This is a genomic window from Treponema sp. SP13 (genome assembly GCF_050938355.1).
In the GTDB taxonomy this organism is placed as follows: Bacteria; Spirochaetota; Spirochaetia; order Treponematales; family Treponemataceae; genus Treponema_D; species Treponema_D socranskii.
The window spans coordinates 644,973-668,710 of sequence record NZ_JADOVM010000001.1 but is presented as its reverse complement, the minus strand read 5'-3'; the positions used below and the strand labels follow the sequence as shown (position 1 = coordinate 668,710).

Genomic DNA, 23,738 nt, shown 5'->3' with positions numbered 1-23,738 from the left:
CATCACACGTTACATAAATATTTTACAGTCAGGAGGACAAAATGAAAAACAGAGTATTCTTTTTATTCGCGGTATTTTTTTTGATCACGATAGTATTCGGAGCTTGCTCCAAAAAGTCGGAAGCGGCCGGCAAACTCGACTGGCCGAAAAAATCCATACAGCTTGTATGCGGAATGTCTGCCGGCGGGGACTCCGATTTCAACGCGCGCACATTGGCAAAATACTTAAAAGATGAAATAGGAGTCGTTGTCGTCGTTACGAACATCACCGGTGCCGGAGGTTCGATCGCAACGGAAGACGTCGTAAATTCTCCGAATGACGGATATAAATTTTACATGAATCACGTTCCGCTGCATACGGCAAAAGCGTTCGGCATTACGGAAAAAGGTTGGCCGGATTTGGATCCCGTGTGCGCGTTCGGACAGGGAACGGGAGAATTCGTTACCGTCCGCTCCGATTTTCCTGCAAACGATGTTCAAGGCATGATTGAAGAGACAAAAAAGAATCCCGGAAAATATCGTTTCGGCGTCAATCCCGGTGCGACGTCGAATTATATGGCGGTCGTCTTTGAAAAAGCGGGTGCCAAATTTAATCTTGTCTCATCGGGTTCCGCTTCCGACCGCGTTGTCGCGCTGAAGGGAAATCACTTGGATATCATTTTGGCAGGTATGCCGAATATTGCGGACTATATCAAAACCGGCGAATTTAAAGTGCTTGGAAATTGCGCGTCGGAACGGCATCCGACATTGGCTGAATACCCGACCGTAAAAGAGCAGGGGGTAAACGGCGAATTCGATCCGGTTTACGTGCTGTATGCGGTAAAAGGGACGGATCCCAGAATAATCGAAAAGATGAGTAAAGCATGTGAAAACATCGTTACAAAAAACAAAGAATATGAAGACCAAATTCGGAACGCATATTCGCAAGTACCGCTGTATAAAGATACGAAGGATACGATCGAATTCCTGAAAAATCAGGAAAAGATTTATATGGATATAAGCGACGAACTGAAGGCATCGTATAAGAAAAAATAACGATTTACGTATCGAATCGTAATGTCGCAATGAGGAGCAAAAAATGACAACCGATTACATCAAGGGGATTATTCCGCCGATATTAACGCCGATCGATGAAAATGAAAGAATCGACGAAAAAAAATTACGAAAGCAGGTCGATTTTGTTATCGAAGGCGGCGTTTCGGGCATTTTGGCTTTCGGGAGCAACGGGGAATTTTATGTAATCGAAGAGGATGAGCAGTACAGGGGATTGGAGATTATCCTCGATCAAGCTAAAAAACGGGTGCCCGTATATTTCGGTATCGGAGCTATCGGTACGAAAAAATGTATTGCACTGGCACAAAAAGCGCTTTCGCTCGGAGCTCGGGCGGTTTCCGTTTTGCAGCCGATGTTTTTAAAACCGAATGAAAAAGAATTGTTAAATCATTTTTCTTCCATTGCGGATGCGATCAAAGGAAAGGACATGCTGCTTTACAACAATCCCGGTCGTGTCGGTTACGGTATGACGACGGATTTGGTTGTAAAACTGATCGAGCGCTGTGACAATATCGTCGGAATTAAGGATTCAAGCGGCGATATGACGCTTACAAGCGAATTGATACGGCGGACGCTGCATACTCCTTTTAAAGTGCTCGGCGGAAAGGATACGTTGATATACGGAACCCTCGTGCACGGGGGACACGGCGCCGTTGCGACAATGGCAAATATATTTCCGGAACTCGTTTGCAGTATTTACCGTTCCTATGAACAGGGAGATATACGGCAATCTTTGGAGTTCCAGCGTGCATTAAATCCCTTGCGCCTTTTGTTGGACAAAGCGAGTTTCCCCGTCGGAACGAAAGATTATGCGAATTTGAACGGGCAGGACGTAGGGCTTCCCTATCTGCCCAGTTTGCCTTCGGACGAATCGGTGCTGAACCTTATGCGGGAACAGATGAAAATTGCAGGTCTTTTATCCGGGAGATAAAACGATGGAAAAACTGTTAAAAGAATTGGAAGCGTACGATACGCCGAGCATCACCAATGCCGTTGCGACTTACCCGCAGAAAACGGACAGCTGTTTGGGGCTGTATCACCCGTGGAACGGTCATTGGTATACGGACGAAACGTTGAAATGCATGTTTCCCGATCTGGGGCCGAGGGCCGGAGTTGCCGTGACCGTAGTGTACGGTATGCCGGATTCTTCCTATAACCGTTTATCGTTTAAGGATGTATTGGCCGCATTAAGCAAAGTAAAAGAGCCTGTCATTTTGGCGATAAAACAAAATTTTCCGCCCGAAATAAAAAAAATCAACGGCTTATTGGGCGGAAATATGATGACGGCTTTTAAATCGATGGGAGTAGTCGGTGTGTTGAGCGACGGACCTTCTCGCGACGTCGATGAAATACGTCCTATGAATATCCAATACATGCTTACCGGAGTAACTGCGGGGCACGGACCCTTTGCAATCGAAGCGATCAATGTTCCCGTCGATATCTGCGGTATGCATGTGGCACCGAACGATATCATTCACATGGATGAAAACGGTGCGGTTAAATTTCCGTCGGAAGCAATCGAACAGGTTTTAGCCAACGTAAAAAAAATAAGCGAAGTGGAAAAAAAACGTCAAAAGATGATGAGAGAGACGACTGATGCTCTAAAGATCGCTGAGATTATGAAAGGCATATACGATTAACTGCAGAGGAGGTTTTCTATGTTGGGCGCTATTGGGATTATTTTAGCGGTTGTACTTGTCGTTTGGATGATTTTTAAAGGCTGGCATATGACAATCGTCGCCGTTGTTTCGTCGCTGGTCGTTATCGTAACCAGCCGGATGAATGTGTGGGACGCTTTTTCCGTGAGTTTTGCAAATTCTTTTAAAAATTTTGCGGGTTCATGGATGTTGATGTTCGTCTTGGGTGCGATCTTCGGGAAAATAATGCAGGACAGCCGAGCATCGCTTACCATCGCAAATGCCGTCGTAAAAAAAATCGGCAAACAAAACGTCATATTGGCTATTTTGATTACGACGCTCATATTGTCGTACGGCGGCATCGGCGTTTTCGTTATTGCGTTTACGATGTATCCCATCTGTATCGCCATGTTTAAAGAAGCCGATCTGCCGAAAGAGATATTTCCCGGTTTGTTGTTGGCCCTGCCTGCGACCGTCGGTATGTCCGTCGGCCCCGGCGTCCCGTCCGTTCAAAATCTTATACCGACGGAAACGTTCGGAACGACGATTTATGCGGCTCCGATCATGGCGACGATATGTTCCGTTTTTATCTTTGCGATGGATTTCCTTTTTTATACGTATGTGGCAAAGCGTTGCCGTGCAAAAGGAATGCATTTTCAGCCGGGTACCAATGATTTATTTACGGAAGAAAAAAACGTCGATCAACCGAAAACGTGGGCGGCATTTTTACCCCTCATCGTTTTGCTCGGTTCTATTTTTATCATTCAATCGCTGTGTCCTGCGTGGAAAGCGACTTTTGTCGCCGTTATCGGCATGACGCTGGCTATTTTAGTCGCCGTCGCATTGTTCTATAAGCGATTTAATGTCAACAACGTTATCGGTGCCGGTTGTGCGAACGGGCTGTCCGCGCTGATGATAACTTCTTCGATTATGGGATTCGGCGGCGTCGTTCAAGCGGCTCCGGCATTTAAAACAACCGTCGATTGGCTGCTGGCTTTACCGTTGAGTCCGCTTTTACTGGCGTTTATCTCTATCAATGTCATCTGCGCTATTACGGGATCGTCTTCCGGAGGATTGCGGATATTTATGGAAACGCTCGGTCAGCATTTTTTAAATACCGGAATCAATCCCGCCGTTTTGCATCGTATGACGGCGATCGCTTCTGCGGGACTCGACGCGATGCCGCACGCTTCAGGCGTCGTGTTGGCAAACAGCGTTGCAAATACGGAAATGGTAAATACCTATAAATACACGTTTGTATCGCAGTGTCTTATACCGCTTTTTGCTTTCGGCGTAGCGTATATTCTGTATTTGTTGGGTATCGTTTGATCGTAGCTCTACAAAAAGAGAGGATCGCGTAGTATGAAAAGACAGCTTTTGATAAAAAACGGAACGGTTGTCGATCCGGTGACGAAAGCGCTTACAAAACGGGATGTCTTGCTTGAAAACGGAATTATAATCGACGTATCCGAAAAGGACGATTCCATCGTCAAAGAAATCGACGCAAGCGGGCATTTCGTTTCACCGGGTTGGGTGGATTTTCACTGTCATATTTTCTACGGCGGATCGGGCTTGGCGATCAATCCCGATGTATTGGTATCTACCGGTGTCACGTCTGCCGTCGATGCGGGAACTGCGGGTTGTGCGAATTTCAGAATTTTCAACGACGGTATCATACGGGCGAGTTCTCTCGATATTAAATGCTATCTCAACGTTTACGGCGCAGGGCAAATCGATGACAATATCAGTGAAATTTTCAACAAGCGGTTTTATAAAGTTGAAGAGATACGGCGTCTGTTTCGGGAATTCCCCGACACGCTTTTGGGATTGAAAATTCGTTTCAGCAAGGGGATTGCCGATACGCTCGAGGATCTTAAAGATGTCGTGAATATTGCGAAGGATATCGAAACGAACGTTTGCGTTCACACGACCGATCCGCCGTGCGATATGGCGGAAATCGCAGACACTTTGCGGAAGGATGACGTTTTTTGCCATTGCTATCACGGACGGGGCAACACTATTTTGGCGGATGACGGGAAAGTAAAGTCCTCGATGTTCGATGCAAAAAAGCGAGGCGTCATATTCGATTCGTGTAACGGTATGGGAAATTTTTCGATCGACGTGTGCCGCTCCGCGTTGGAACAGAATTTTTATCCCGATATTATCAGTTCCGATTTGACTGCAGACAAGGTTAATTTTTCTCCGTACGCGAAAAGCTTGCCGTTTGTTATGTCGAAATATCTGTCATTGGGTATGCCCTTAGCGGATATAATCCATGCCGTAACGACGGCTCCCGTTCGTTTAATGAAAATGGGCGGGAAAATAGGTTTGCTGCAAAGCGGTATGCAGGCCGACGTTACGATATTCAAAATAGAAGAGCGCAAGCACGTTCATTTGGATTTTGCACAAGTCCCGTATGAGGCGAATAAGCTCATCGTGCCGGTTATGACGATAAAAAACGGTTTTATCGATTTTTGCAGCGCCGATTTTGCGCTGTACTGAATAAATTGTAAAAAAATGAAAAGGAGTGATTATGTATAAGATTTTAATTCCGCAGGATATCCATCCGAAAGCGAAAGAGTTTCTTTCTCAAAAAGGCTATGAGCTTCAAGTCGGTCCCGCTTTTGATGAAGAAACGTTATTACGGGAAATTCCGACGGCCGACGCTTTGATCGCGAGGACGGCTGTATATTCGGAAAAGGTGATACGGGCAGGCACGAAGCTGAAAATCATAGCGCGGCACGGAGTCGGCGTGGATAATCTGCCTTTGGAACAGGCAAAAAAGCAGGGATTGTGGGTTACGATTGCAAAGGGCGCTAACGTTACATCGGTCGCCGAGCATACGATCGCGCTTATCCTCGGCGCGGCGAAGATGCTCTCGACGTTCGACAGCGAAATCCGTAGCGGTAATTTTGCGATCAGAAATAAAGTACACGGTGTGGAAATTTCCGGCAAAAAATTGGGGCTCATCGGAATGGGAGCGATCGGAAGTAAGGTTGCGGAAATAGCCGCGCACGGTTTCGGTATGGAAATCCTTGCGTACGATATTTATAAGCCGAAGACGCTTCCTGATTTTGTTTCGTGGCAAAACTCTCTTGCGGATGTTTTTAAAGCTGCGGATATCATTACGGTACATGTTCCGCTTACACCCGAAACCGATAATTTAATAAATAAAAATTCTATCGACACAATGAAAGACGGTGTCATTATCGTTAATTGTGCGAGAGGCGGAATCGTCAACGAATCGGATCTTGCCGCCGCTTTAAAGAGCGGCAAAGTCAAGTCGGCGGCGTTGGACGTATTCGGAAAGGAACCGCCTGAAGCCGACAATCCGTTATTGAAATTATCGAATGTTATTTTGACGCCGCACAATGCCGCGCTGACGGATGAAGCGGGAGAAGCTATGGCAATGTCGTGTGCAATTGCCGTCGATGACGTTTTGAGCGGGCGCTCCCCGAAATTCCCGATTGTGCAACCGAATTGATTTTGTGGAAGAGCATACAATATGGGAGAGGATATCAATAAGGGAGCTTTTATGGAAAACGTAAAAATCGTTAAACCTTTTATCAACGGACACTTCGTAGAGTCGAAGACGAGTACATATATCGAACAATATAATCCGAGTACGGGAGAAGTTATTTCTCGGATTCCGCAGTGTACGAAAGACGAAGTGACGGCTGCCGTAGCCGCCGCACATGCTGCCTATAAAGATTGGTCGGCGACGCCCGTTTTAAAACGCACGCAAATCTTGTACAGACTTCGTGAATTGATTATTCAAAATATGGAAGAACTGACGCATTTGGTGGCGTTTGAAAACGGAAAAAATTGGTTTGAAGCGGAAGGCGATGTGTTAAAAGCGAAAGAAGGAACCGAGCAGGCTATCGCTTCTCCTTCTTTGATGATGGGCGAAAGCCTTATGGATACATCGTCGGGCTTTGATACGGTATCGTATCGACATCCTTTGGGCGTTTTTGCAGGAATCGCTCCTTTTAATTTTCCCTCGATGATACCTATGGGATGGATGACTCCGATCTGCATAGCGTGCGGCAATACGATTGTTATAAAAGCGTCCTCCGTTACTCCGTTAAGCGCGCTCCGCTTTGCCGAATTGTACAAAGAAGCGGGATTACCCGACGGTGTGCTCAATATCGTTACGTGTTCGAGGAATGAAGCGGAGATATTATTGACCGATTCCAGAATCAAAGGGGTTTCGTTTGTCGGTACGACCGATGTCGGAAAACATATTTATTCCGTTGCGGCGCAGGCGGGAAAACGTGTGCAAGTTCAGGGAGAAGCGAAAAACCACGCTTTGATTATGGATGACGTACCGGTAAAAAGAACCGCGGCCGCTATTATCAATGCGGCGTACGGCTGCGCCGGCGAACGCTGCATGGCGCTTCCGGTCGTTGTCGTACACGATGCCGTAGCGGACGCGTTGGTTTTCGAACTCGTATCTTTAGCCAAAAAATTAAAGGTCGGGCCGGCATACGATAAAACGACCGATATGGGGCCGGTCATAAGCGCCAAGCATCGTCAATCCGTTATCGACTGGATAGATAGGGGTATTAAAGAGGGCGCTACGCTTGTCCTCGACGGCAGGGATTGCAAACCGGACGGATTTGAAAACGGATTCTATCTGGGACCGACGATTTTGGATAATGTTTCGAACGATATGACGGTGGGACAAGCGGAAATCTTCGGGCCGGTATTGTGCATAAAACGAGTCCGTTCGTTTGAAGAGGGACTGGCGGCGATGAATAAAAACCGGTTTGCCAACGGATCGGCTATTTTTACGCAAAACGGATATTATGCGCGGGAATTCGCCCGGCATACGGACGGCGGGATGGTCGGTATCAACGTTGCAATTCCCGTTCCCGTCGGTATGTTTCCCTTTTCGGGACATAAAGATTCTTTTATCGGCGACCTGCATTGTCTCGGAAAAGACGGCTATAAATTCTTTACGGAAACGAAAACCGTTACATCGAGGTGGTTTGCCGAATCGGAACATGGTACGACAAAGGTTTCAACATGGGACGGGACGATTTAATCGTCGAATTTCGTATATGTCAGTAAAACGACGGATTTTTACAGGAGGTGTAAAATGAAAATCTTAACGACAGCTCCAATTCCCAAAGAGGCATATTCAAAATATGCGAAAGACTTCGATATGACAGTACCTGAAAAGGCATTGTCATATGAAGAAGTGGCGGCAAGCGTAGCTCAGTACGACGCGCTCTTCGTGCTGGGGAACAAAGCCGACAAAGCGTTAATCGATAAAGGAACGAAGCTCAAGGCGATAGCGAATTTCGGCGTCGGCTATGACAATATCGATTGGCAGTATGCAAGCACCAAGGGGATCGCCGTCGTAAATACGCCGAACGCCGTAACCGATGCGACGGCGGAATTGACGGCGGTTTTGATTTTTGACGTTATGCGCGGCGTTTCCAGATACGATAAGCAAGTGCGCAGGGGAGAATGGTACGCTCCGTTATTTCCGAATCACAATACGGCGATCAGCGGGAGTACGCTCGGAATATTGGGCTTCGGCAGAATCGGAAAGGCCGTATGCAAAAAAGTGCAGGGAATGGGCATGTCGGTTATCTACTACGATACATATCGGGCAAAGGCGGAAGATGAAAAAGAATACGGCGTGACGTATATGGAATTTGACGAAGTATTGAAAAATGCGGATTGTGTGACGCTGCATATGCCTTACCTTCCCGAAAATCGTCACCTTATCAACATGGAAAAGCTTAAGCTTATGAAAAAGACGGCATATCTCGTCAATGCCGCACGGGGGCCGATCGTCGATGAAAAAGCGCTGTGCGAAGCCGTCCATGAAGGGGTGATCGCGGGAGCGGGTCTCGACGTGTATGAAAACGAACCGCATCCTTACGAAGGGTTGTACAAAGAGGAAAATGTCGTACTCACGCCTCATGTCGCCAGCGGGACGATGAAAGCTCGCCTCTGGATGGTTGATCAGGCTTTGAGCGGAATCGCAGGCGTACTGAAGGGGGAAAAACCCGATAACGTTATCAATAAAGGAGTTTTGAAATAATGTAGAAGGAGGACAGTAATGGTAGCGCACTTTTTGTCGGTTATTTTAATAGCCGTCGCACTGCTGGTATTTTTGATTGTAAAATTAAAAGTACATCCGACGATTGCTCTTTTTATATCCGGTATGTTTACGGGTTTGGGATTGGGATACGATCTGAGCACTACTATGAATTCGTTTACCCAGGGTTTCGGTTCGACACTCGGCGGAATCGGGTTGACGATAATCTTCGGCTCCATCATCGCGCAGGGCATCAGAGATACCAATTCCTTAAAATCCATGGTCAACTTTTTTATTAAATTATTCAGAGGAAAATTTCTGGAGCTTTCAACGGCATTGGCGGCATATATCATGTCGATTCCCGTATTCGGAGATATCACCCTTGTACTTACCGCTCCTATTGCATCAACGATCGCAAAGCGCAATCATAAGTCGATGTCGACAATGGCAGGATTTACGGGGCTGTGCGGTTCATTGACCCATTCCATGGTTCCTCCGACGCCCGGAATCCTTGCGGTGGCGGTTTTGCTTTCCGCGGATTTGGGTATGGTCATCTTGTGGGGGATCGTCATTTCATTTATCGCATTTATGCTGACGTGGCTGTTGACGAAAGGCGTCATAGCCAAAGAGTGGATCGAACCGCGTGCCGACTATATTGCCGGCGTCGAAGAAGTCGATTCCAAAAATTACAGCGACCTGTTGATAAAAGATGCGAATCTTCCGCCGGTATTGCTTGCCGCAGCTCCCATTTTGGTGCCCGTTATATTGATTACCCTCGCTTCTTTTGCCGGTATGACGATGGCGGAAGGGATGGCTGCAAGAGATGTGCTTCAGACGATCGGTAACAGGAATATTGCGATGTTTATCGGAGTCGTCATAGCCGTCCTTGTCGGATTCAAATACGGCGGCACCGTAAAAGAAAATTACGCGCATTACACGGGAAAAAAGGAAGAGAAAGTTTTTGCTATCATGGCTAACGGTTGGGTAAGCGATGCATTGACCGTAGCTTTGGTTCCGCTCCTCGTAACGGCCATGGGCGGCGGTTTCAGCCAGGTTATCAAATCGTATAAGGGTATACCCGAACTGGGAAATGCGATTTCCGGCATCGGCTTTCCGAGCTTTATCCTTCCGTTTATGATCGGAGCGATAATGATGATCGCAGTAGGCTCAAGGACAACCGCGGGTATGACGGCGGCCGCAATATGTCTGCCTATGATGTCGACATTGGGCTTGAGCCCTGTTGCGGTTGCCGTTTTAATCGGGGCGGGTACGATGATCGGATCGCACGTAAGCGATTCGGGTTTTTGGGTTGAAACTTCGCTGTTTAATTTAACGACGAACCAGGGGCTCAAATATATAACCGTTCTCGGTTCCGTCTGCGGACTTATCGCATTTATATTTGCCGCACTGTTCATTGCGATGGGCCTGTTTTGAAAAAATGCGATAAAATATTGAACGGCCGGAGAGGGATTGACGCAAAACTTTTTCGGCCGGTTTAACATTGTACCGGCGATTTTACATTGCATAAAAATACGTTTCATGGAGGTATGATATGAAAAATAATCGATTGAGAGATGCTATTCGTGCCGGAGGGCGTACACTCGGAACGCGTATGTCTACGACGTGGCCGTTTTTTATCGAACTGGTCGGTAACAGCGGCAATTTCGATTATGTCGAGTACGTTGCCGAGTATTCGCCGTTTTCGCAATACGATTTGGAAAATATGGCGCGGGCGGCGGAGCTTTCGAATATGGGAACGATGATTAAAGTCGATTTCCAAAATTCGGCGTATATTGCGCAAAAGGCCGCGGCTTCGGGTTTTCAAGCGATTTTATTTACCGATGTGCACAATGCCGATGAAGTACGTGCGGCTGTCAAAACCATGAAAGCGGATTCGGTTGTATCGGGAGGCCGCTTCGGATACCCGAACCGGCGCTTTATCGGTTATCAACCGTTCTTAAAGCAGATGGAACACGCAGAACGGGTAAATGATATCGTGCTGGCTTTTATGATCGAAAAAAGCGAAGCGATGGATAATATCGAAGAGATTTGTTCGGTAAAAGGAGTCGATATGGTACAGTTCGGCCCCTCGGATTTTTCCATGAGCAACGGACACAACGCAGCGGATTTTAAAGAAGAGTGCAAAAAGGCCGAACGGAAAATGATTGAAACTGCGCTGAAGCACGGCGTCCGTCCGCGATGCGAAATATACGGTAAAATCGAAGACGTACAGTATTACCTCGATTTAGGAGTAAAAGATATCTGTTTCGGAGATCAAATAAAAGTGTATGATACTTTCATCAATCAGCAAGGCGCCGCGATGAAAGAATTTTTGTCGAAGAAATAATTATTAATTATTGCAGGGGCCTTTAGAAACCGAAGTTTTTAGAGGCTCCCCATACTGCGTGATTTTGAGGAAAAAAATGGAAAAAATTGTCGTATTGGACGGATATACCGAAAACCCCGGAGATCTGTCGTGGGATGCATTGGGACAGCTCGGAGCTTTAACCGTTTACGACCGTACTCCGCCCGATAAAATCGTCGAACGCATCGGGGATGCCGCCTATGTGTATACGAATAAAACTCCGCTTACGAGAGAAACGATCGATGCGTGCCCGAAGCTGAAATTTATCGGCGTGCTTGCAACCGGTTATAACGTTATCGATATTCAAGCCGCGAAAGAAAAGCGTATCGTCGTCGCAAATATTCCTACATACGGAACGCAGGCGGTTTCGCAGTTTGTATTTGCGCTGCTGTTGGAAATCTGCCACCATGCGGCGCATCACTCCGCTGCCGTACATGAGGGACGCTGGGCGTCCAATGCGGATTGGTGTTTTTGGGATTATCCGCTGATCGAACTTGCCGGCAAAACACTGGGGGTGATCGGTTTCGGTCGTATCGGACAGAGTACGGCAAAGATCGCACGCGCTTTCGGAATGAACGTTATAGCCTATGACGAATATCAAAACGATGAAGGCAAAAAACTCGCTTCGTACGTTCCTCTTGAAAAGCTCTATGAGCAATCGGACGTCATCTCTTTACATGTTCCGTTATTTCCGTCGACGGAAGGGATGATAAATCGAAACAGTATTGAGAAAATGAAACGAAGCGTCATTATCATCAACACGTCCCGAGGTCCTCTGGTAAACGAAAGCGATATGGCGGATGCGCTTAATAACGATAGAATTTATTATTATGCAACGGATGTCGTTGCGACCGAACCTATAATGCCGACGAATCCGCTGTTGAAAGCGAAAAATTGCATTATCACGCCGCATATCGCATGGGCGCCGAAAGAATCGCGTCAGCGCTTAATGGATATCGCAGTCGATAATTTAAAGCAATTTCAAAAGGGGAAAGCCGTTAATATCGTAAACGCTTAATAAAAAGCCGTTTGTGGGATTTACATAGTTTACCTCGTATTTTGAAATGCCGTTCATGATCCGTGCGCGAAAGTCCGCCGTCGATCGACAAGGCAAGGGCGGTGGATACGCATCGGATTCGGCGGGATTACCGGTGTTTTACGTGTTGTCTTATGAAATCGATGTCTAAAATCGCCGTATCGGTATTTCATTTTATCTGCAATAACAGTATACTCCGCATAATATGATGAGCGATAAGGATGAAAAGTACAATGTAAAAATAGTTTCTCGAAGCCTTGCGATCTTCGACATGGCGGCCGGACAGGAAGATCCGTTTACGGTGCAGGATGTCATGAAAGCGCTGCAGATAAACGTCAATATGGCCTACCGTCTGCTTACGACGATGACGTCGGCCGGTTATTTGATAAAAAACGAAACGGCGGGGACATATACGGTTTCACTTAAAGTGTTAAAGCTGTTTAACCGTGCACTTTCTTCAATCGATATACGAAAGTTCGCGCTTCCGTATATGGAAATGCTTGCGCATCGTTTTCCCGAAGCGAATATCAATTTGGCGGTTTTATACGACGGTGAAATAGTGCAAACCGACAGGATCGACGGGCAAGTTATCATTAAAACGTATTTTACTCCGGGAAAAAAAGTTCCGTTTAACGCTTCCGCTTTGGGTAAAGTGCTCGTTTCCGAATTGTATCCCGAAGAGCTTGAGAGGATCATCGACAAAAGCGGCGGGCTGAAAGAGTTTACCGTTCACACGATTACCGATTATGCGGTTTTGCAGCGGGAACTGCAGAAGATACGCGAACAGGGATATGCGATCGACCGCGAAGAGCTTATTTTAAACGATAACTGCAATGCCGCACCGATCCGCGATTCGAGCGGAAAGATCGTCGCAGCGGTGAGCATGAGCGCGTTTGAAAATTATATTACAAAAGAGCAGATGGATGCGAATATCTATATGATTTGCGAAACCGCTCGTCAGATTTCTTCGTGTTTGGGATATATGGCATAACTTGCCGTATCGCGCTGCAAGACAGAAGTCCGCATTTGCTGTATACTGAAACGGTATGGCATACGTAAAAAATCTTTTCGACAGCAATTTTATCCAATATGCAAGCTACGTTATCCGAGACCGTGCGATCCCCGAACTCGTCGACGGACTGAAGCCGGTACAGCGGAGAATCCTCCATACGCTCCTCGAAGCGGACGACGGCAAATTTCACAAAGTCGCAAACGTCGTCGGTCAGTGCATGAAATATCACCCGCACGGGGATGCATCCATTTATTCGGCGCTCGTCGTTCTTGCCAATAAGGATTTGCTCGTCGATCGGCAGGGAAACTTCGGAAACCTCTACACCGGAGACTCGGCTTCCGCGGCGCGTTATATCGAATGCCGTCTGCGCCCCATTGCGCGCGATATCCTCTACAATCCGAAGATCACCGACTACGTTCCGAGCTACGACGGGCGCAATAAAGAGCCCGTTATGTTCCGCGCAAAGCTGCCGCTCGTACTGATTTTGGGCGCGGAAGGGATCGCCGTCGGCATGAGTACGAAAATCCTTCCTCACAATATCCGCGAAGTTATCGAAGCCGAAAAAAAATGTCTGCGTGGCGAAAAGTTTACGCTCTATCCCGACTTTCAAACGGGCGGTCTCATCGACGTGTCGGACTATCAGGACGGCTTGGGCAAAATCGTTACGAGAGCGAAGATGGATTTAAGCGACGAAAAAAAGATTACGATCACCGAGCTGCCCTTCGGTTCGACGACAGAGTCGCTCATGGACTCGATCGAAAAAGCCGCAAAAAACAATAAAGTGCGCATCGCTTCGATCAACGATTACACGGCCGAAAGCGTCAACATCGAAATAAAGCTTCCGCGCGGCGTGTATGCCGCCGATATCGTCGATGCGCTTTACGCGTATACCGAATGCGAACAGACGATATACTGCAATCTGCTCGTTATCCGCGACAATATGCCGATGCAGATTACCGTAACCGACGTTATTAAATTTCACGCAAAGCAGCTCGTTGGCGTACTGAAAGACGAACTCACCGTCGAGCGTGCCGAACAATTCGAAAAGCTGCATTTGCGGACGCTTGAGCGCATCTTTATCGAAGAGCGCATCTATAAAAATATCGAACAGATGAAAACGCAAGAGGCAGTCGTCGATGCGGTAAAAAAGGGTTTTGTGCCGTTTAAAAAAGAACTTCTGCGTCCCATAACCGACGACGATGTCGATCACTTGCTGAAGATTCCGATCCGCCGCATTTCGCTTTACGATATCAACAAAAACCGCCAGGAAGTGGAAGCTGCGAAAAATCGCATCAAAGAAATCGACAAGCTTTTAAAGCATCTTGCCGCTTATGCGATAAGCTGGCTCGACGGCTTGCTTGCAAAGCTCGACGCGGAAAAGACGCAGCGCCTTACGACGATCGCCGACATCGAAAAAGTCGACGTCAAAGAAATCGTCAAGCGCGACATCCCGCTCAAATACGACGGTACGTCGGGCTATCTCGGAACGGGCGTTTCGGGCGGCGCCGAAGTGCTTAAAATTACGCCCTACGACCGGGTACTCTTTGTCAGACGGAGCGGCATATTCAGCGTAACCGATTCTCCGCAAAAAGTTTTCGTCGGGCCGGGCATGTTTTGGTGCGGGCTTGCGGACAAAGAAAGTCTTGCAAAAGTGCTCTTTACGGTCATCTACCGCGACCCCGAAACGAAATACGTTTTTGTTAAACGATGCCGCGTCGAAGGCTATATCATGAACCGCGATTATTTTTTTGCGCCCGACGGCAAAGAAGTGCTCCATGTCGATACGCGGAAAAATTTTACGTTTACGCTGCACTATGCGAAAAAAGCGCGGGTTAAAAAACTCGATGAAAGCTTCAAAGCGTCCGCCTTCCCTGAAAAAGGGTTAAAAGCACAGGGGACGCGCGCAGCTTCGAAAGAAGTCGAATCTGTCGACGTCGAGCCTCCGAAAGAAGCCTGAGCGGAGAAAAGTTTTTTGGATGCGCTTACAGGCTATGCGGTTTCTGAAACGCTCGTAAAGCATTCGCGCTTTATTGCCGAACTTTTGCCTTGTGCGTCGCAGAGCGAAGCGCGCGAATTATTAAAATCTCAAAAAGCGAAATACTCGGACGCCTCTCACGTCGTCCACGCTTTCGTCGTGGGGTCTTCGGCTGAAATACGCGGCATGAGCGACGACGGCGAGCCTTCGGGAACGGCCGCCCGTCCGGTGCTCGACGTGCTGTGCGGGAAAAACTGCACGAATGCGCTTTTGACCGTCACGCGCTGGTTTGGCGGAACGCTCCTCGGTACGGGCGGTCTTGTTAAAGCGTACACGGATGCGGCAAAGGCGGTTATCGAAAAAGCCGAGAGTCTTGGTGTCTTTTCGGAACTTATCGAAAAAACACGCTTTTCGTTTACCGCTTCGTATGCCGCCTACGAAAAGCTTCGACGCATTATGAAAGAATTCCGGCTTTTCGATGTTGCAGAACGCTTCGAATCGGCGGTAAGCGTAAGCGGAGAAATCGAAAGCGGCGAATTGCGGAAATTCTCAGATGCGCTCCGCGATGCGAGCGGAGGTGCGGTTTTGGTGCACGGATGAATGTACGATCGACGGCATATACCCGTGATGGAGCCGCGTTTTGTCGCACCGGTAAAATACATAGGTGCTTCGGCATATGAAGGTCTGCGGTTTTTTAACCGATTGTCGACGGAAAGAGCGGCAGCATACATTCATGCGGATTACCGTTTTGCATTGCTATTTTTCGATTATCGAACTATTATTGAAAACAGGGTGATACCCATACCAAGCGTACAGGATGGTGCAGTATGAAACAAGAAGTTGTAAGCACAGCGATTACAGGCGATATACACGAGGTTGTAAACGATCTGTGTCGATCGCTGCAGGCGCCGTTTTCGGTATACGGTGCGGTAATTTTTTTTGCGAGCTCGATTTATGATTTTTCGGCTCTTTCGGCCGAAATAAAGGCGCGTTTTCCCGATGCGGAGGTTATCGGAACGACGACGTGCGGCGAAATTTCCATGAAAGGGTTCACGAATCACTCTATCGTGCTGACTGCCGTCAGCGGTTCCGAAATACGTTTCGCAGGGGTATTGCTCGACGCCGTAAATAAGTTTCCGATTATTCACAAAACGAAAATTTTGTCCGCGATGAACAGATGCGGTATCGATGCAAACGATCCCGCCTGCCACACGCACGCTTTTGCGCTTGCTTTTGTGAACGGTATCTGCCATGCGGAAGAAGCGCTGCTTTCCGTATTTTACGCAGTCGTGCCGAACGATAAATTTATTATCGCCGGCGGCGGTGCGGGCGACGATTTACGCTTTATAAAAACCTATGTGAGTTACAACGGAGACGTCGTTTCGGACGGAGCGGTTATTTTATTTTTTAATACGTCGCTCAAATTCGATATCAGAAAAGAAAATATCTATAAACCGAACGGAAAGCAAGTTACCGTTACGCAAGCGGATGTCGCCCGCCGTCTGATACGGACGATGAATTATTCTTCACCGAAAAAAGAATATGCCGCAGCGGTCGGATGTCCCGAAAGCGGCGTCGGCGACGTGACCTTCGATCATCCGCTGGGAAGGCGAATCGGCGATGAAATCTTTATCACCGCTTTCGATAAATTCAATTCCGACGGTACGGTAAACATGCAGGGGCGAGTTCTTCCCGGCAGCCTTATCGATATTCTCGAGCCCGATAATTATGAGGAGATTTCACGAAATACGTGCGATGAAATCCTCTCGATAATACGACGGCCTCAGTTTGTCATGTTTATCAATTGTGCTTTCCGCGCGCTGCTCTTTGCCAGAGATAAATCAGGGCCCGTTATGACGAGCATATACAATGCGAAATTTCCCGTGTACTGCGGTTTTTCGAGTTACGGCGAATTGTTCCGAAAAGTGTACTTAAATCAGACCTTGGTTTCAATCGTTATCGGTGAATAAGTATAGGGAGGTTTTTATGGCCACACAGGATATAACGGTAGATGCGGTATTGGACGGCGGCCTTGAGCTTTTGCGGATTTTGATGGACTATTGCAACGATACGACAAAAGACGACGCGGTAAAACGGGAAAATCTCGCGGTTATAGAAAATGAACGCATCTTGCAGCAAAAGCAGGAAGAAACGCTTTTAAACCTTTCGGAAATAAGCGATTCTATCGGTAAAAGCGCCGACGGTATGATCGGTACGAATCAAAAAACCGTCGACAACCTTGAACAGACGCTCGATCAGTTTACCGATATTTCGATGCAGGTACAAAAGATCGAAGAAAGCGGGCGCCTCTTTTTCAATCAATTTTCACAGCTGAACACTGAAATAGTTTCCATAGAAAAATTTATCGTTGCCATTCAAAGCATTGCCATGAATACGCAGCTGCTCGCGTTCAACGCTTCAATCGAAGCCGCACATGCCGGGCAAGCGGGTAAAGGCTTTCGCGTCATCGCGAACGAAATAAAAAAGCTTTCGAGCAATACCGACGATATGTCGCGGAAAATCAGCGAAACCATCAATCGCCTTCGTTCCGACCTTGAGCGTTTGGTTTCCCTGAACGAAGAAAATACAAAAAAACTCGTGACGCTGCAGCAGTCGGCAAAAAGTTCGCTGAAAAACATCGAGGATATAAAACAGGGAAACGGCGAAACCTTTCAATCGATATCGACGCTTGTCGGGCGCTTAAAAGAGAGCGGCGCTTCCATTTCGGAAACGATTGCCAATATCAACGAAGTCGACCGCTTGAACCGGCTGAAAGCGAAAGCGATCAGCGACGATCAGATACAGGGACTGATACAGATGAACGATCGTATTTCGTTTATTATTCAGCTGCAGCAAATATTCCTGTATCTCAAAGAAAAGCTTGCAGGTGCGGACAGCCGCATCGCCGCCGATTCTTTTGCGGGTTGAGGGAAAGCGCATTAATCGCAAAATACGTCGGTAAAGTATCCTACGGCCGAAGGCGCTTCGTTTCCGTCGTGCAAATGATTCGTGTCGCCGAAAGTCTGCACGCGGAAAAATGCGGTGCCGGGAACGCGCTCTTCGGATGCGAGAGCGGTCACCGACGTCGGCGCGACGTAAAAGCCCTGCCACAGCTGCACTGGCGATATTTTTACGAGGTGGCCGATGATCGCGAACATAACGCCCAAGTGACAAAAAAAGACGAGCGTTCGGTCGTCGTAGGATCGTTTAACGGGTGCGATCGAATCGTTGAATACGCCTTTTTGGCAGTGCGTGCCGTCAGTCCGGTAGATGCCGCCTTCGCGCACGAAGCCGTAGCGCGCGAGGATGCCGTCAAAGCCGCCGCACACTTCTTCGAAGCGCTGTGCGATATTGCCCGATTCCATGACGGGAGTATGCATCCACTCGTCGGCGTCGAGGAGCGCTTTGTTTGCGGGGTCGGTATAAAAAGAGGGGAGCCAGTCCCACGCGATTTTGTTTTTGCCCGTTTCGGGATCGCGCACTTTATAATGAAATTCCTGCAGCCAATCGCAGGTTTCGGCTTTGCGCCCGGTGTCCTTCATCGCGATTCGAGCCGTCTCCTGTGCGCGTCCCAAGGGCGAGGCGAAAAAATCGGTAACCTGCCATTTTGCGACGCGGCTTGCAAGCAGGGCGGCTTCGCGCTTTCCCTTTTCGGTTAATATGTCCAAATCGTAATTCGGGTCGCCGTGCCGGATAAACAGTAGGCGCATCCGTTATGCTCCGAGCCGCTTTACGAGGTAAGGGATAGCGCTTTCGAAATCGACGCCGTACCAGTTGTAATCTTTGTGCGAAACGGTCGCTTTAATCGATTCGACGACGAAGTCCGCCGCGAGTGCATAGGATTGTTCGAGAGAGCGGCCGCGCATGAGAGCGCCGACGCAGACGCTTGCGAAGATGTCGCCCGTGCCGTGAAAGCTCGTCGCGCATTTTTCGTGAAAGTAACTCGTATAAGCGCCGCTTTCCGAATCGTAGGACATGATGCCGATCTTTCCCGGTTTGCCGGCGAACTCGACGCCTTTTAAAACGATGCGCTTTGCGCCGAGGGCTGCGAGTTTTTTGAGTATGTCTTTGATGTACGCTTCATCGTATGAACCGGCAGCTTTGTACGGAACGCCGAGCATAAACGACGCTTCGGTCATATTCGGCGCGATGACGTCGGCGAGACCTGCGAGCTTTGCCATAGCGAATGCGAACTCCTGCGTAAAGCCCGGATAAAGTTTTCCGTTGTCGGCCATGCACGGATCCACGAAGACGAGCACGTCTTTTCCGCCGAAGTCGGCGAACATCTTTTTCATCAAATCGAGCTGTTCGAAAGAGCCGAGGTAGCCGGTGTAGATCGCGTCGAACGAAATTTTTTCCTTTTTCCAATGATCGCATATCGGCGTGATGTCTTCCGTGAGATCGCGGAACGTAAAGCCTTTGAATGCGGTGTGCGTTGAAAGCACTGCCGTCGGAAGGATGGCGGCTTCGACTCCCATTGCGGAAATGACGGGAAGCGCTACGGTGAGCGAGCACTTTCCGACGCATGAAATATCCTGTACGGTGATGATTCGTTTCATAGTATTTTCCTTTTTGAAAAACGATTGCGCGGCGCAAGTATTCCATACGCCGTCGCTTGTGATTTTGTTGCATACGATGGTAGTGATATTGTGTTTTGCTGTCAACGGTGCGATTTTGTACACGTACAAAAAAACCGCCCTCAAGCCGGAATCTTCTCCGACTTGAGAGCGGTTCGGTTAGTTCACCTCCCGTGCACGGTTATGTGCTTTTGCAGCTTTTACAACTGAAACTCCGGAGAGGTAGCCCATACGTATGAATATACTTCTCCGCTATAGTTATAGTCGATATAATTGAGCACGGAGGTACCTACCGTCCATGCCTGTCCGTTTACCGTGACGGTAATACCTGTTGTTGCAAGCCGGTGCGTTTTGCCGGCGGGCTGATCGATCCTCATTTGTGTGTTTATGCGGTATTTTTTCCCGGCTTCGAAATTGCCGCTCGCATCTTTCCACGTAGTACCGTTCCATACTTGCCATGCGTAGGGGACGTAATTCACAAGTTTTGCGGGACTGCCTGCACTGTAGGTATACGTTATAGTATCCGGTATCGCTCTGCCTAATACGGGAGCCTCCATCGTCGCCGTAAGCGCGTCTATTGCCGTGCGGTTATCGCTCCAGCGCGCATAGAGCGTCATATGATCCGTTACCGGCTTGGAAAAATCCCATGTACCCAAAGAACCCGTTCCGGATTGGGCATCATCTTGGGAAACGCACCATGCGGAAAACGCCCAGTTCGAATCGACGGGTACGGGAGCGGCAGGAGCGAAAATCGACTGCCCCGAATCGACTTCAATCGGAGCGGGGGCGGTTCCGCGCCAGCCGACGGCAAAGGTAACGACTTTTTTATCGACTATGCCTTCCGTACAAAAGACGTCGATAAGCTTTTCTTCAGGCGTCGAAGCGCTGTCGCGTACCGTAATCTGTGCAATCCTTCCCGTTTGTCCCGGCTGTACAGCAGTAGGCGTGCCTAAAATTGCACCGCTTTCGTCAAGCGAAAGACCTGCGGGAAGCGCTCCCGAAGTAAGGGTAAAATGATACGGAAGCGTACCGCCGCTTACTATTGAAGCTATATTAATTTCGGTTATCGGTTTTCCGACATAGGATTTGGGAATGTCTACGTTGTTTTGACTGAGCGCAAGATGTCCGCTGCTTGAGACGGGATATTCTTTTGAAATAACCCATGCGTATGAATAACCCTCATAGTTATCTACGCTCGAAACGCTCCATTCATCGTAAGAGGTACCGTCATCGACGCTTACAAATACTTTTATGTCGGGCGCAAGCATATATTGCGCGCTTTCAGCACCGTCTATGCGCACTTGCGTTTGTACTCGGTAGATTCCTTCCGTACAAGGCTGACCGGAAACATCCTGCCATTCCGTTCCGTTCTTTTTTTCCCATCCGTACGTAGAATTATTCGCGATAAGCTTTGCGGGCTCTCCCTCTACGCTTGCAGGCAGATAGTCTGTGTATGTATAAGAAAGACCGTCCGGTATCGGGCTGCCTAATACGAGGGGGGCGGTTTTTGCACGCACTCGGGTAATTGCAATCCGTTCGCCGCCGGCGCTTTCAAAGCTCACCTTTACATCGACCGCATTTGTTACGGTGTGGACATAGGTGTTTGTAGTGTTGCTTATGACGGCGCCGTCTACCTTCCACTCTTTTACTTTGTGATTCGTCTTAGGCATTGCCGTAAAGGTTACGGTTTTGCCGTGTTCGACCGTATCGCCCGAATTGATTTCGGTACCGTCAACTTTTGCTTCGAGCGTGCCGTTGCCGCTTTCCACGCTAAAGGTTACAGTGTACGCGGCAGGCATGCGCTCGTAATAGAGTTCTACAACGGTACTGCCGCCGGCGTGTATCGTACCGCCTGTCTGTACGGTGCCGTTTACTTTGGTAAGAGTCGAATTGTAGGTAAAGCCTTCGTAGGTTTTCGGCGTATAGGCAACGGACGCTCCGACCGTACCGTTTAAGATTTCGGTTTCCGTCGGCGTTGCAGGATAGGTGCCGTCCGCTTTTTCCTGATAGTGCTCTACCGTGTACGAGGCTTGTCCTGCAGGAAGGGCTTCAAAGCTCACCTTTACATCGACCGCATCTGTTACGGTGTGGACATAGGTGTTTGTAGTGTTGCTTATGACGGCGCCGTCTACCTTCCACTCTTTTACTTTGTGATTCGTCTTAGGCATTGCCGTAAAGGTTACGGTTTTGCCTTTTTGTACTACATCGTTCGGCATAATTATTGTGCCGTCTACCCTTGCCTCAATGGTACCGTTCGGAGGCAAGCCTTCTATGCCGAAGCTTACGGCAAAGACGGATGGTGCGGGTGTTCCTTCTCCCGAATCGCTGCCGTTCGAACAGCTTGCAAAAACGAACGCAGCTGCAAACAGCAAGGCGCCCGCTATAATCGGTACGCTTTTTAAAAAGCCTTTACCGAGTCCCCCCCCCCTATACAGAAGTATGGGTGTTCCTTTGTTTACAGTCATCATAAACCTCCTCTGAAAACTTTTGCAGAAAGTTGCAACTTTCTATTGCCGAATGCTTCCGGCATCTTATATTATAACATATTTTTACAATTTTCACAGGCGATTTGCGATATGATTTGCAGGCAGCTGTCTGGCGTACCGAGCGGTATGCTTGCTTGAAGCGATGCCGACTGTGCTCGTACGCTAATGCCGCATTTTTAAAGATGACTTTTTTGCCGCGCTGTGTTATGCTGTATCTCATGATTTGTTTGCCGAAAAAATACGGTTTGATCGCGTTATGCACCCTTTCGTTTGCGCTTGCGTCCTGTTCCCGCGTTATGGGATACGGCATGCTGCTGTGGGATATCCCCGAGCGCGGCCTGCAAGACGGCGATATCCTTCCCGTGTATATCCGTTCAAATATTTCTCACACCTATGCCGTCTCCGCCCCCGGTTCCAAAGAGCGCTTCGATATCCCGCTGTGGCAGATTACGCCGCCGGCATCCCGCCGTTCGCTCAAAAAGGCGGCCGGACAGTACGCGGAATTCCTCCATCGCTATGCGTCGGTAAAGCTCGACGGACTTCCTATCCGCGCGGAACCGGTCAATACGGCGAGGCAAGTGTATCGTCTCAGAAAAGGCGAAATTATTAAGATTCTGTATAAGGGAGAGGGGCAGGCCGTTATGGTCGGCTCCGATGCGCTTGCGGGAAATTGGCTGCGTGTTTTGACATCGAGCGGTACGCAGGGCTGGTGCTTTTCGTACAATCTCGAGGTCTTTGAAACACAAAAGGGAGGAGTCGTCGAAACGGGAGAGGGGAGCGGTGCCGAAGAAAAAGACGACGTATTTGAAAAGCTTGCCGGGACGATATGGTATCCCGATTATTACCGCGCGATGATACGTGAAAAGAGAGTCGATCCGCTTCGCATGAATGCCGCCTATTGTTTTACGGTCGACGCCGAAAATCGAAAAGTATCGCTGAACCTTCCCGAACGCTACGGCTCGTGGGAATACGGAGAAGCACTTAAAACGGCGGACGGCGAATATACGTTTACCGATACCCCCGTAAAGGTTTCCGTCAAAAACAATTATATCGCCGTTACTTGTGCCGACGATGCGGGCAGACCGCGCGATTATAATTTTATCGCACTCGGAGAAGACGTCGATATAACAGCCCTCGTCGCCGAAGAAAAAGAGCGGCGAGAAGCCGAATATGCGCGCATTGCAGCGGCGGGGCCGAATTTTAAAAGCGCCGCATACGGACAGCTTTCGCTCAAAGGCGACGGTTCCTTTACGTGGCGGGGCAACCGGAGGCTCGTTCCGTCTCTCATCGCCGAAAGCGCAAAGGGAGGCGGTACGGTCGGGATCGATTATTTTATCGACGCATCGCTTTCGCCGCAGTACGACGGTGTGCTTTCGTTCTCCTTTGAAGGCATGAAAGCCAAAGTGAATTTTTTGTACAAAATCGAAGCGAACGGCATACGCCTTGAAGATGCGTCCGAAGCGCGCTTTGAAGGCAATACCCTCGTGCGGCGGGGAGCAAGTCCGCTCGTCATCTTTTTCAAAAAAAATTAGCAGCGGTTGTC

The 23,738-nt window shown here is 48.5% G+C and carries 20 protein-coding genes; 17 read left to right on the top strand and 3 right to left on the bottom strand.

Annotated features, from left to right (window positions below; translation table 11 throughout):
- Window positions 1-41 precede the first annotated feature (41 nt).
- The 16 genes from IZU26_RS02990 to IZU26_RS02915 all read left to right on the top strand — a co-directional run bounded on the left by IZU26_RS02990 (window position 42) and on the right by IZU26_RS02915 (window position 18,060).
- Complete coding sequence (locus IZU26_RS02990) at window positions 42-1,034, top strand: tripartite tricarboxylate transporter substrate binding protein (protein WP_021330643.1); 993 nt, start codon at window positions 42-44, stop codon at window positions 1,032-1,034.
- A 43-nt stretch (window positions 1,035-1,077) separates the two neighbouring features.
- Window positions 1,078-1,983, top strand: coding sequence for a dihydrodipicolinate synthase family protein (locus IZU26_RS02985; RefSeq protein ID WP_433276651.1), 906 nt, complete (start codon window positions 1,078-1,080; stop codon window positions 1,981-1,983).
- Window positions 1,984-1,987: 4 nt separating this feature from the next.
- Complete coding sequence (locus tag IZU26_RS02980; protein WP_310822926.1) at window positions 1,988-2,692, top strand: RraA family protein; 705 nt, start codon at window positions 1,988-1,990, stop codon at window positions 2,690-2,692.
- 18 nt (window positions 2,693-2,710) lie between these two features.
- The gene (locus tag IZU26_RS02975; RefSeq protein ID WP_310822925.1) at window positions 2,711-4,018 is read left to right on the top strand and encodes a GntP family permease; all 1,308 of its coding nucleotides are present in this window, start codon (window positions 2,711-2,713) and stop codon (window positions 4,016-4,018) included.
- Between the two features lie 33 nt (window positions 4,019-4,051).
- Window positions 4,052-5,191, top strand: a complete 1,140-nt coding sequence (locus tag IZU26_RS02970; RefSeq protein WP_433276647.1) for an amidohydrolase family protein — start codon at window positions 4,052-4,054, stop codon at window positions 5,189-5,191.
- Between the two features lie 31 nt (window positions 5,192-5,222).
- Window positions 5,223-6,173 carry a hydroxyacid dehydrogenase gene (locus tag IZU26_RS02965; RefSeq protein ID WP_021330619.1) on the top strand — a complete coding sequence of 317 codons (951 nt, stop codon included), beginning with the start codon at window positions 5,223-5,225 and terminating at the stop codon, window positions 6,171-6,173.
- A 51-nt stretch (window positions 6,174-6,224) separates the two neighbouring features.
- On the top strand, window positions 6,225-7,736 hold the full coding sequence (locus IZU26_RS02960; RefSeq protein WP_433276645.1) for a CoA-acylating methylmalonate-semialdehyde dehydrogenase: 1,512 nt from the start codon (window positions 6,225-6,227) through the stop codon (window positions 7,734-7,736).
- 54 nt (window positions 7,737-7,790) lie between these two features.
- A complete protein-coding gene (locus IZU26_RS02955) occupies window positions 7,791-8,747 on the top strand; it encodes an NAD(P)-dependent oxidoreductase (protein ID WP_433276643.1) in 957 nt (318 codons plus the stop codon).
- Between the two features lie 18 nt (window positions 8,748-8,765).
- Window positions 8,766-10,178, top strand: a complete 1,413-nt coding sequence (locus IZU26_RS02950; protein ID WP_310822917.1) for a GntP family permease — start codon at window positions 8,766-8,768, stop codon at window positions 10,176-10,178.
- A 118-nt stretch (window positions 10,179-10,296) separates the two neighbouring features.
- A complete protein-coding gene (locus IZU26_RS02945) occupies window positions 10,297-11,091 on the top strand; it encodes an HpcH/HpaI aldolase family protein (RefSeq protein ID WP_433276641.1) in 795 nt (264 codons plus the stop codon).
- A gap of 76 nt (window positions 11,092-11,167) precedes the next feature.
- Window positions 11,168-12,127, top strand: coding sequence for a D-2-hydroxyacid dehydrogenase (locus IZU26_RS02940; RefSeq protein ID WP_310822914.1), 960 nt, complete (start codon window positions 11,168-11,170; stop codon window positions 12,125-12,127).
- Between the two features lie 223 nt (window positions 12,128-12,350).
- Complete coding sequence (locus IZU26_RS02935) at window positions 12,351-13,136, top strand: IclR family transcriptional regulator (RefSeq protein WP_021495539.1); 786 nt, start codon at window positions 12,351-12,353, stop codon at window positions 13,134-13,136.
- A gap of 55 nt (window positions 13,137-13,191) precedes the next feature.
- Complete coding sequence (locus tag IZU26_RS02930) at window positions 13,192-15,114, top strand: DNA topoisomerase IV subunit A (protein ID WP_433276637.1); 1,923 nt, start codon at window positions 13,192-13,194, stop codon at window positions 15,112-15,114.
- A gap of 15 nt (window positions 15,115-15,129) precedes the next feature.
- Window positions 15,130-15,732, top strand: coding sequence for an IMPACT family protein (locus IZU26_RS02925; protein ID WP_310822910.1), 603 nt, complete (start codon window positions 15,130-15,132; stop codon window positions 15,730-15,732).
- A 227-nt stretch (window positions 15,733-15,959) separates the two neighbouring features.
- The gene (locus tag IZU26_RS02920) at window positions 15,960-17,102 is read left to right on the top strand and encodes an FIST signal transduction protein (RefSeq protein WP_433276635.1); all 1,143 of its coding nucleotides are present in this window, start codon (window positions 15,960-15,962) and stop codon (window positions 17,100-17,102) included.
- Window positions 17,103-17,118: 16 nt separating this feature from the next.
- The gene (locus IZU26_RS02915) at window positions 17,119-18,060 is read left to right on the top strand and encodes a methyl-accepting chemotaxis protein (protein WP_021330736.1); all 942 of its coding nucleotides are present in this window, start codon (window positions 17,119-17,121) and stop codon (window positions 18,058-18,060) included.
- Window positions 18,061-18,071: 11 nt separating this feature from the next.
- On the opposite strand, the gene IZU26_RS02910 is transcribed toward IZU26_RS02915, so the two are convergent.
- The 3 genes from IZU26_RS02910 to IZU26_RS02900 all read right to left on the bottom strand — a co-directional run bounded on the left by IZU26_RS02910 (window position 18,072) and on the right by IZU26_RS02900 (window position 22,174).
- The gene (locus tag IZU26_RS02910) at window positions 18,072-18,842 is read right to left on the bottom strand and encodes a histidine phosphatase family protein (RefSeq protein WP_310822907.1); all 771 of its coding nucleotides are present in this window, start codon (window positions 18,840-18,842) and stop codon (window positions 18,072-18,074) included.
- A 3-nt stretch (window positions 18,843-18,845) separates the two neighbouring features.
- Window positions 18,846-19,691 (bottom strand): pyridoxamine kinase, encoded by an 846-nt coding sequence (locus tag IZU26_RS02905; protein ID WP_310822905.1) that lies wholly within the window; start codon window positions 19,689-19,691, stop codon window positions 18,846-18,848.
- A gap of 218 nt (window positions 19,692-19,909) precedes the next feature.
- Complete coding sequence (locus IZU26_RS02900) at window positions 19,910-22,174, bottom strand: Ig domain-containing protein (protein ID WP_433276632.1); 2,265 nt, start codon at window positions 22,172-22,174, stop codon at window positions 19,910-19,912.
- 239 nt (window positions 22,175-22,413) lie between these two features.
- Here IZU26_RS02900 and IZU26_RS02895 point away from each other — a divergent pair, with 239 nt between their 5' ends.
- Window positions 22,414-23,727 (top strand): SH3 domain-containing protein, encoded by a 1,314-nt coding sequence (locus IZU26_RS02895; protein ID WP_433276630.1) that lies wholly within the window; start codon window positions 22,414-22,416, stop codon window positions 23,725-23,727.
- The last annotated feature ends 11 nt before the right edge of the window (window positions 23,728-23,738 follow it).

Bases quoted from the DNA above. Each gene is read 5' to 3' on its own strand.
- IZU26_RS02990 (WP_021330643.1), top strand. From the start codon at position 42: ATGAAAAACAGAGTATTCTTTTTATTCGCGGTATTTTTTTTGATCACG.
- IZU26_RS02985 (WP_433276651.1), top strand. From the start codon at position 1,078: ATGACAACCGATTACATCAAGGGGATTATTCCGCCGATATTAACGCCG.
- IZU26_RS02980 (WP_310822926.1), top strand. From the start codon at position 1,988: ATGGAAAAACTGTTAAAAGAATTGGAAGCGTACGATACGCCGAGCATC.
- IZU26_RS02975 (WP_310822925.1), top strand. From the start codon at position 2,711: ATGTTGGGCGCTATTGGGATTATTTTAGCGGTTGTACTTGTCGTTTGG.
- IZU26_RS02970 (WP_433276647.1), top strand. From the start codon at position 4,052: ATGAAAAGACAGCTTTTGATAAAAAACGGAACGGTTGTCGATCCGGTG.
- IZU26_RS02965 (WP_021330619.1), top strand. From the start codon at position 5,223: ATGTATAAGATTTTAATTCCGCAGGATATCCATCCGAAAGCGAAAGAG.
- IZU26_RS02960 (WP_433276645.1), top strand. From the start codon at position 6,225: ATGGAAAACGTAAAAATCGTTAAACCTTTTATCAACGGACACTTCGTA.
- IZU26_RS02955 (WP_433276643.1), top strand. From the start codon at position 7,791: ATGAAAATCTTAACGACAGCTCCAATTCCCAAAGAGGCATATTCAAAA.
- IZU26_RS02950 (WP_310822917.1), top strand. From the start codon at position 8,766: ATGGTAGCGCACTTTTTGTCGGTTATTTTAATAGCCGTCGCACTGCTG.
- IZU26_RS02945 (WP_433276641.1), top strand. From the start codon at position 10,297: ATGAAAAATAATCGATTGAGAGATGCTATTCGTGCCGGAGGGCGTACA.
- IZU26_RS02940 (WP_310822914.1), top strand. From the start codon at position 11,168: ATGGAAAAAATTGTCGTATTGGACGGATATACCGAAAACCCCGGAGAT.
- IZU26_RS02935 (WP_021495539.1), top strand. From the start codon at position 12,351: ATGATGAGCGATAAGGATGAAAAGTACAATGTAAAAATAGTTTCTCGA.
- IZU26_RS02930 (WP_433276637.1), top strand. From the start codon at position 13,192: ATGGCATACGTAAAAAATCTTTTCGACAGCAATTTTATCCAATATGCA.
- IZU26_RS02920 (WP_433276635.1), top strand. From the start codon at position 15,960: ATGAAACAAGAAGTTGTAAGCACAGCGATTACAGGCGATATACACGAG.
- IZU26_RS02915 (WP_021330736.1), top strand. From the start codon at position 17,119: ATGGCCACACAGGATATAACGGTAGATGCGGTATTGGACGGCGGCCTT.
- IZU26_RS02910 (WP_310822907.1), bottom strand. From the start codon at position 18,842: ATGCGCCTACTGTTTATCCGGCACGGCGACCCGAATTACGATTTGGAC.
- IZU26_RS02905 (WP_310822905.1), bottom strand. From the start codon at position 19,691: ATGAAACGAATCATCACCGTACAGGATATTTCATGCGTCGGAAAGTGC.
- IZU26_RS02900 (WP_433276632.1), bottom strand. From the start codon at position 22,174: ATGACTGTAAACAAAGGAACACCCATACTTCTGTATAGGGGGGGGGGA.
- IZU26_RS02895 (WP_433276630.1), top strand. From the start codon at position 22,414: ATGATTTGTTTGCCGAAAAAATACGGTTTGATCGCGTTATGCACCCTT.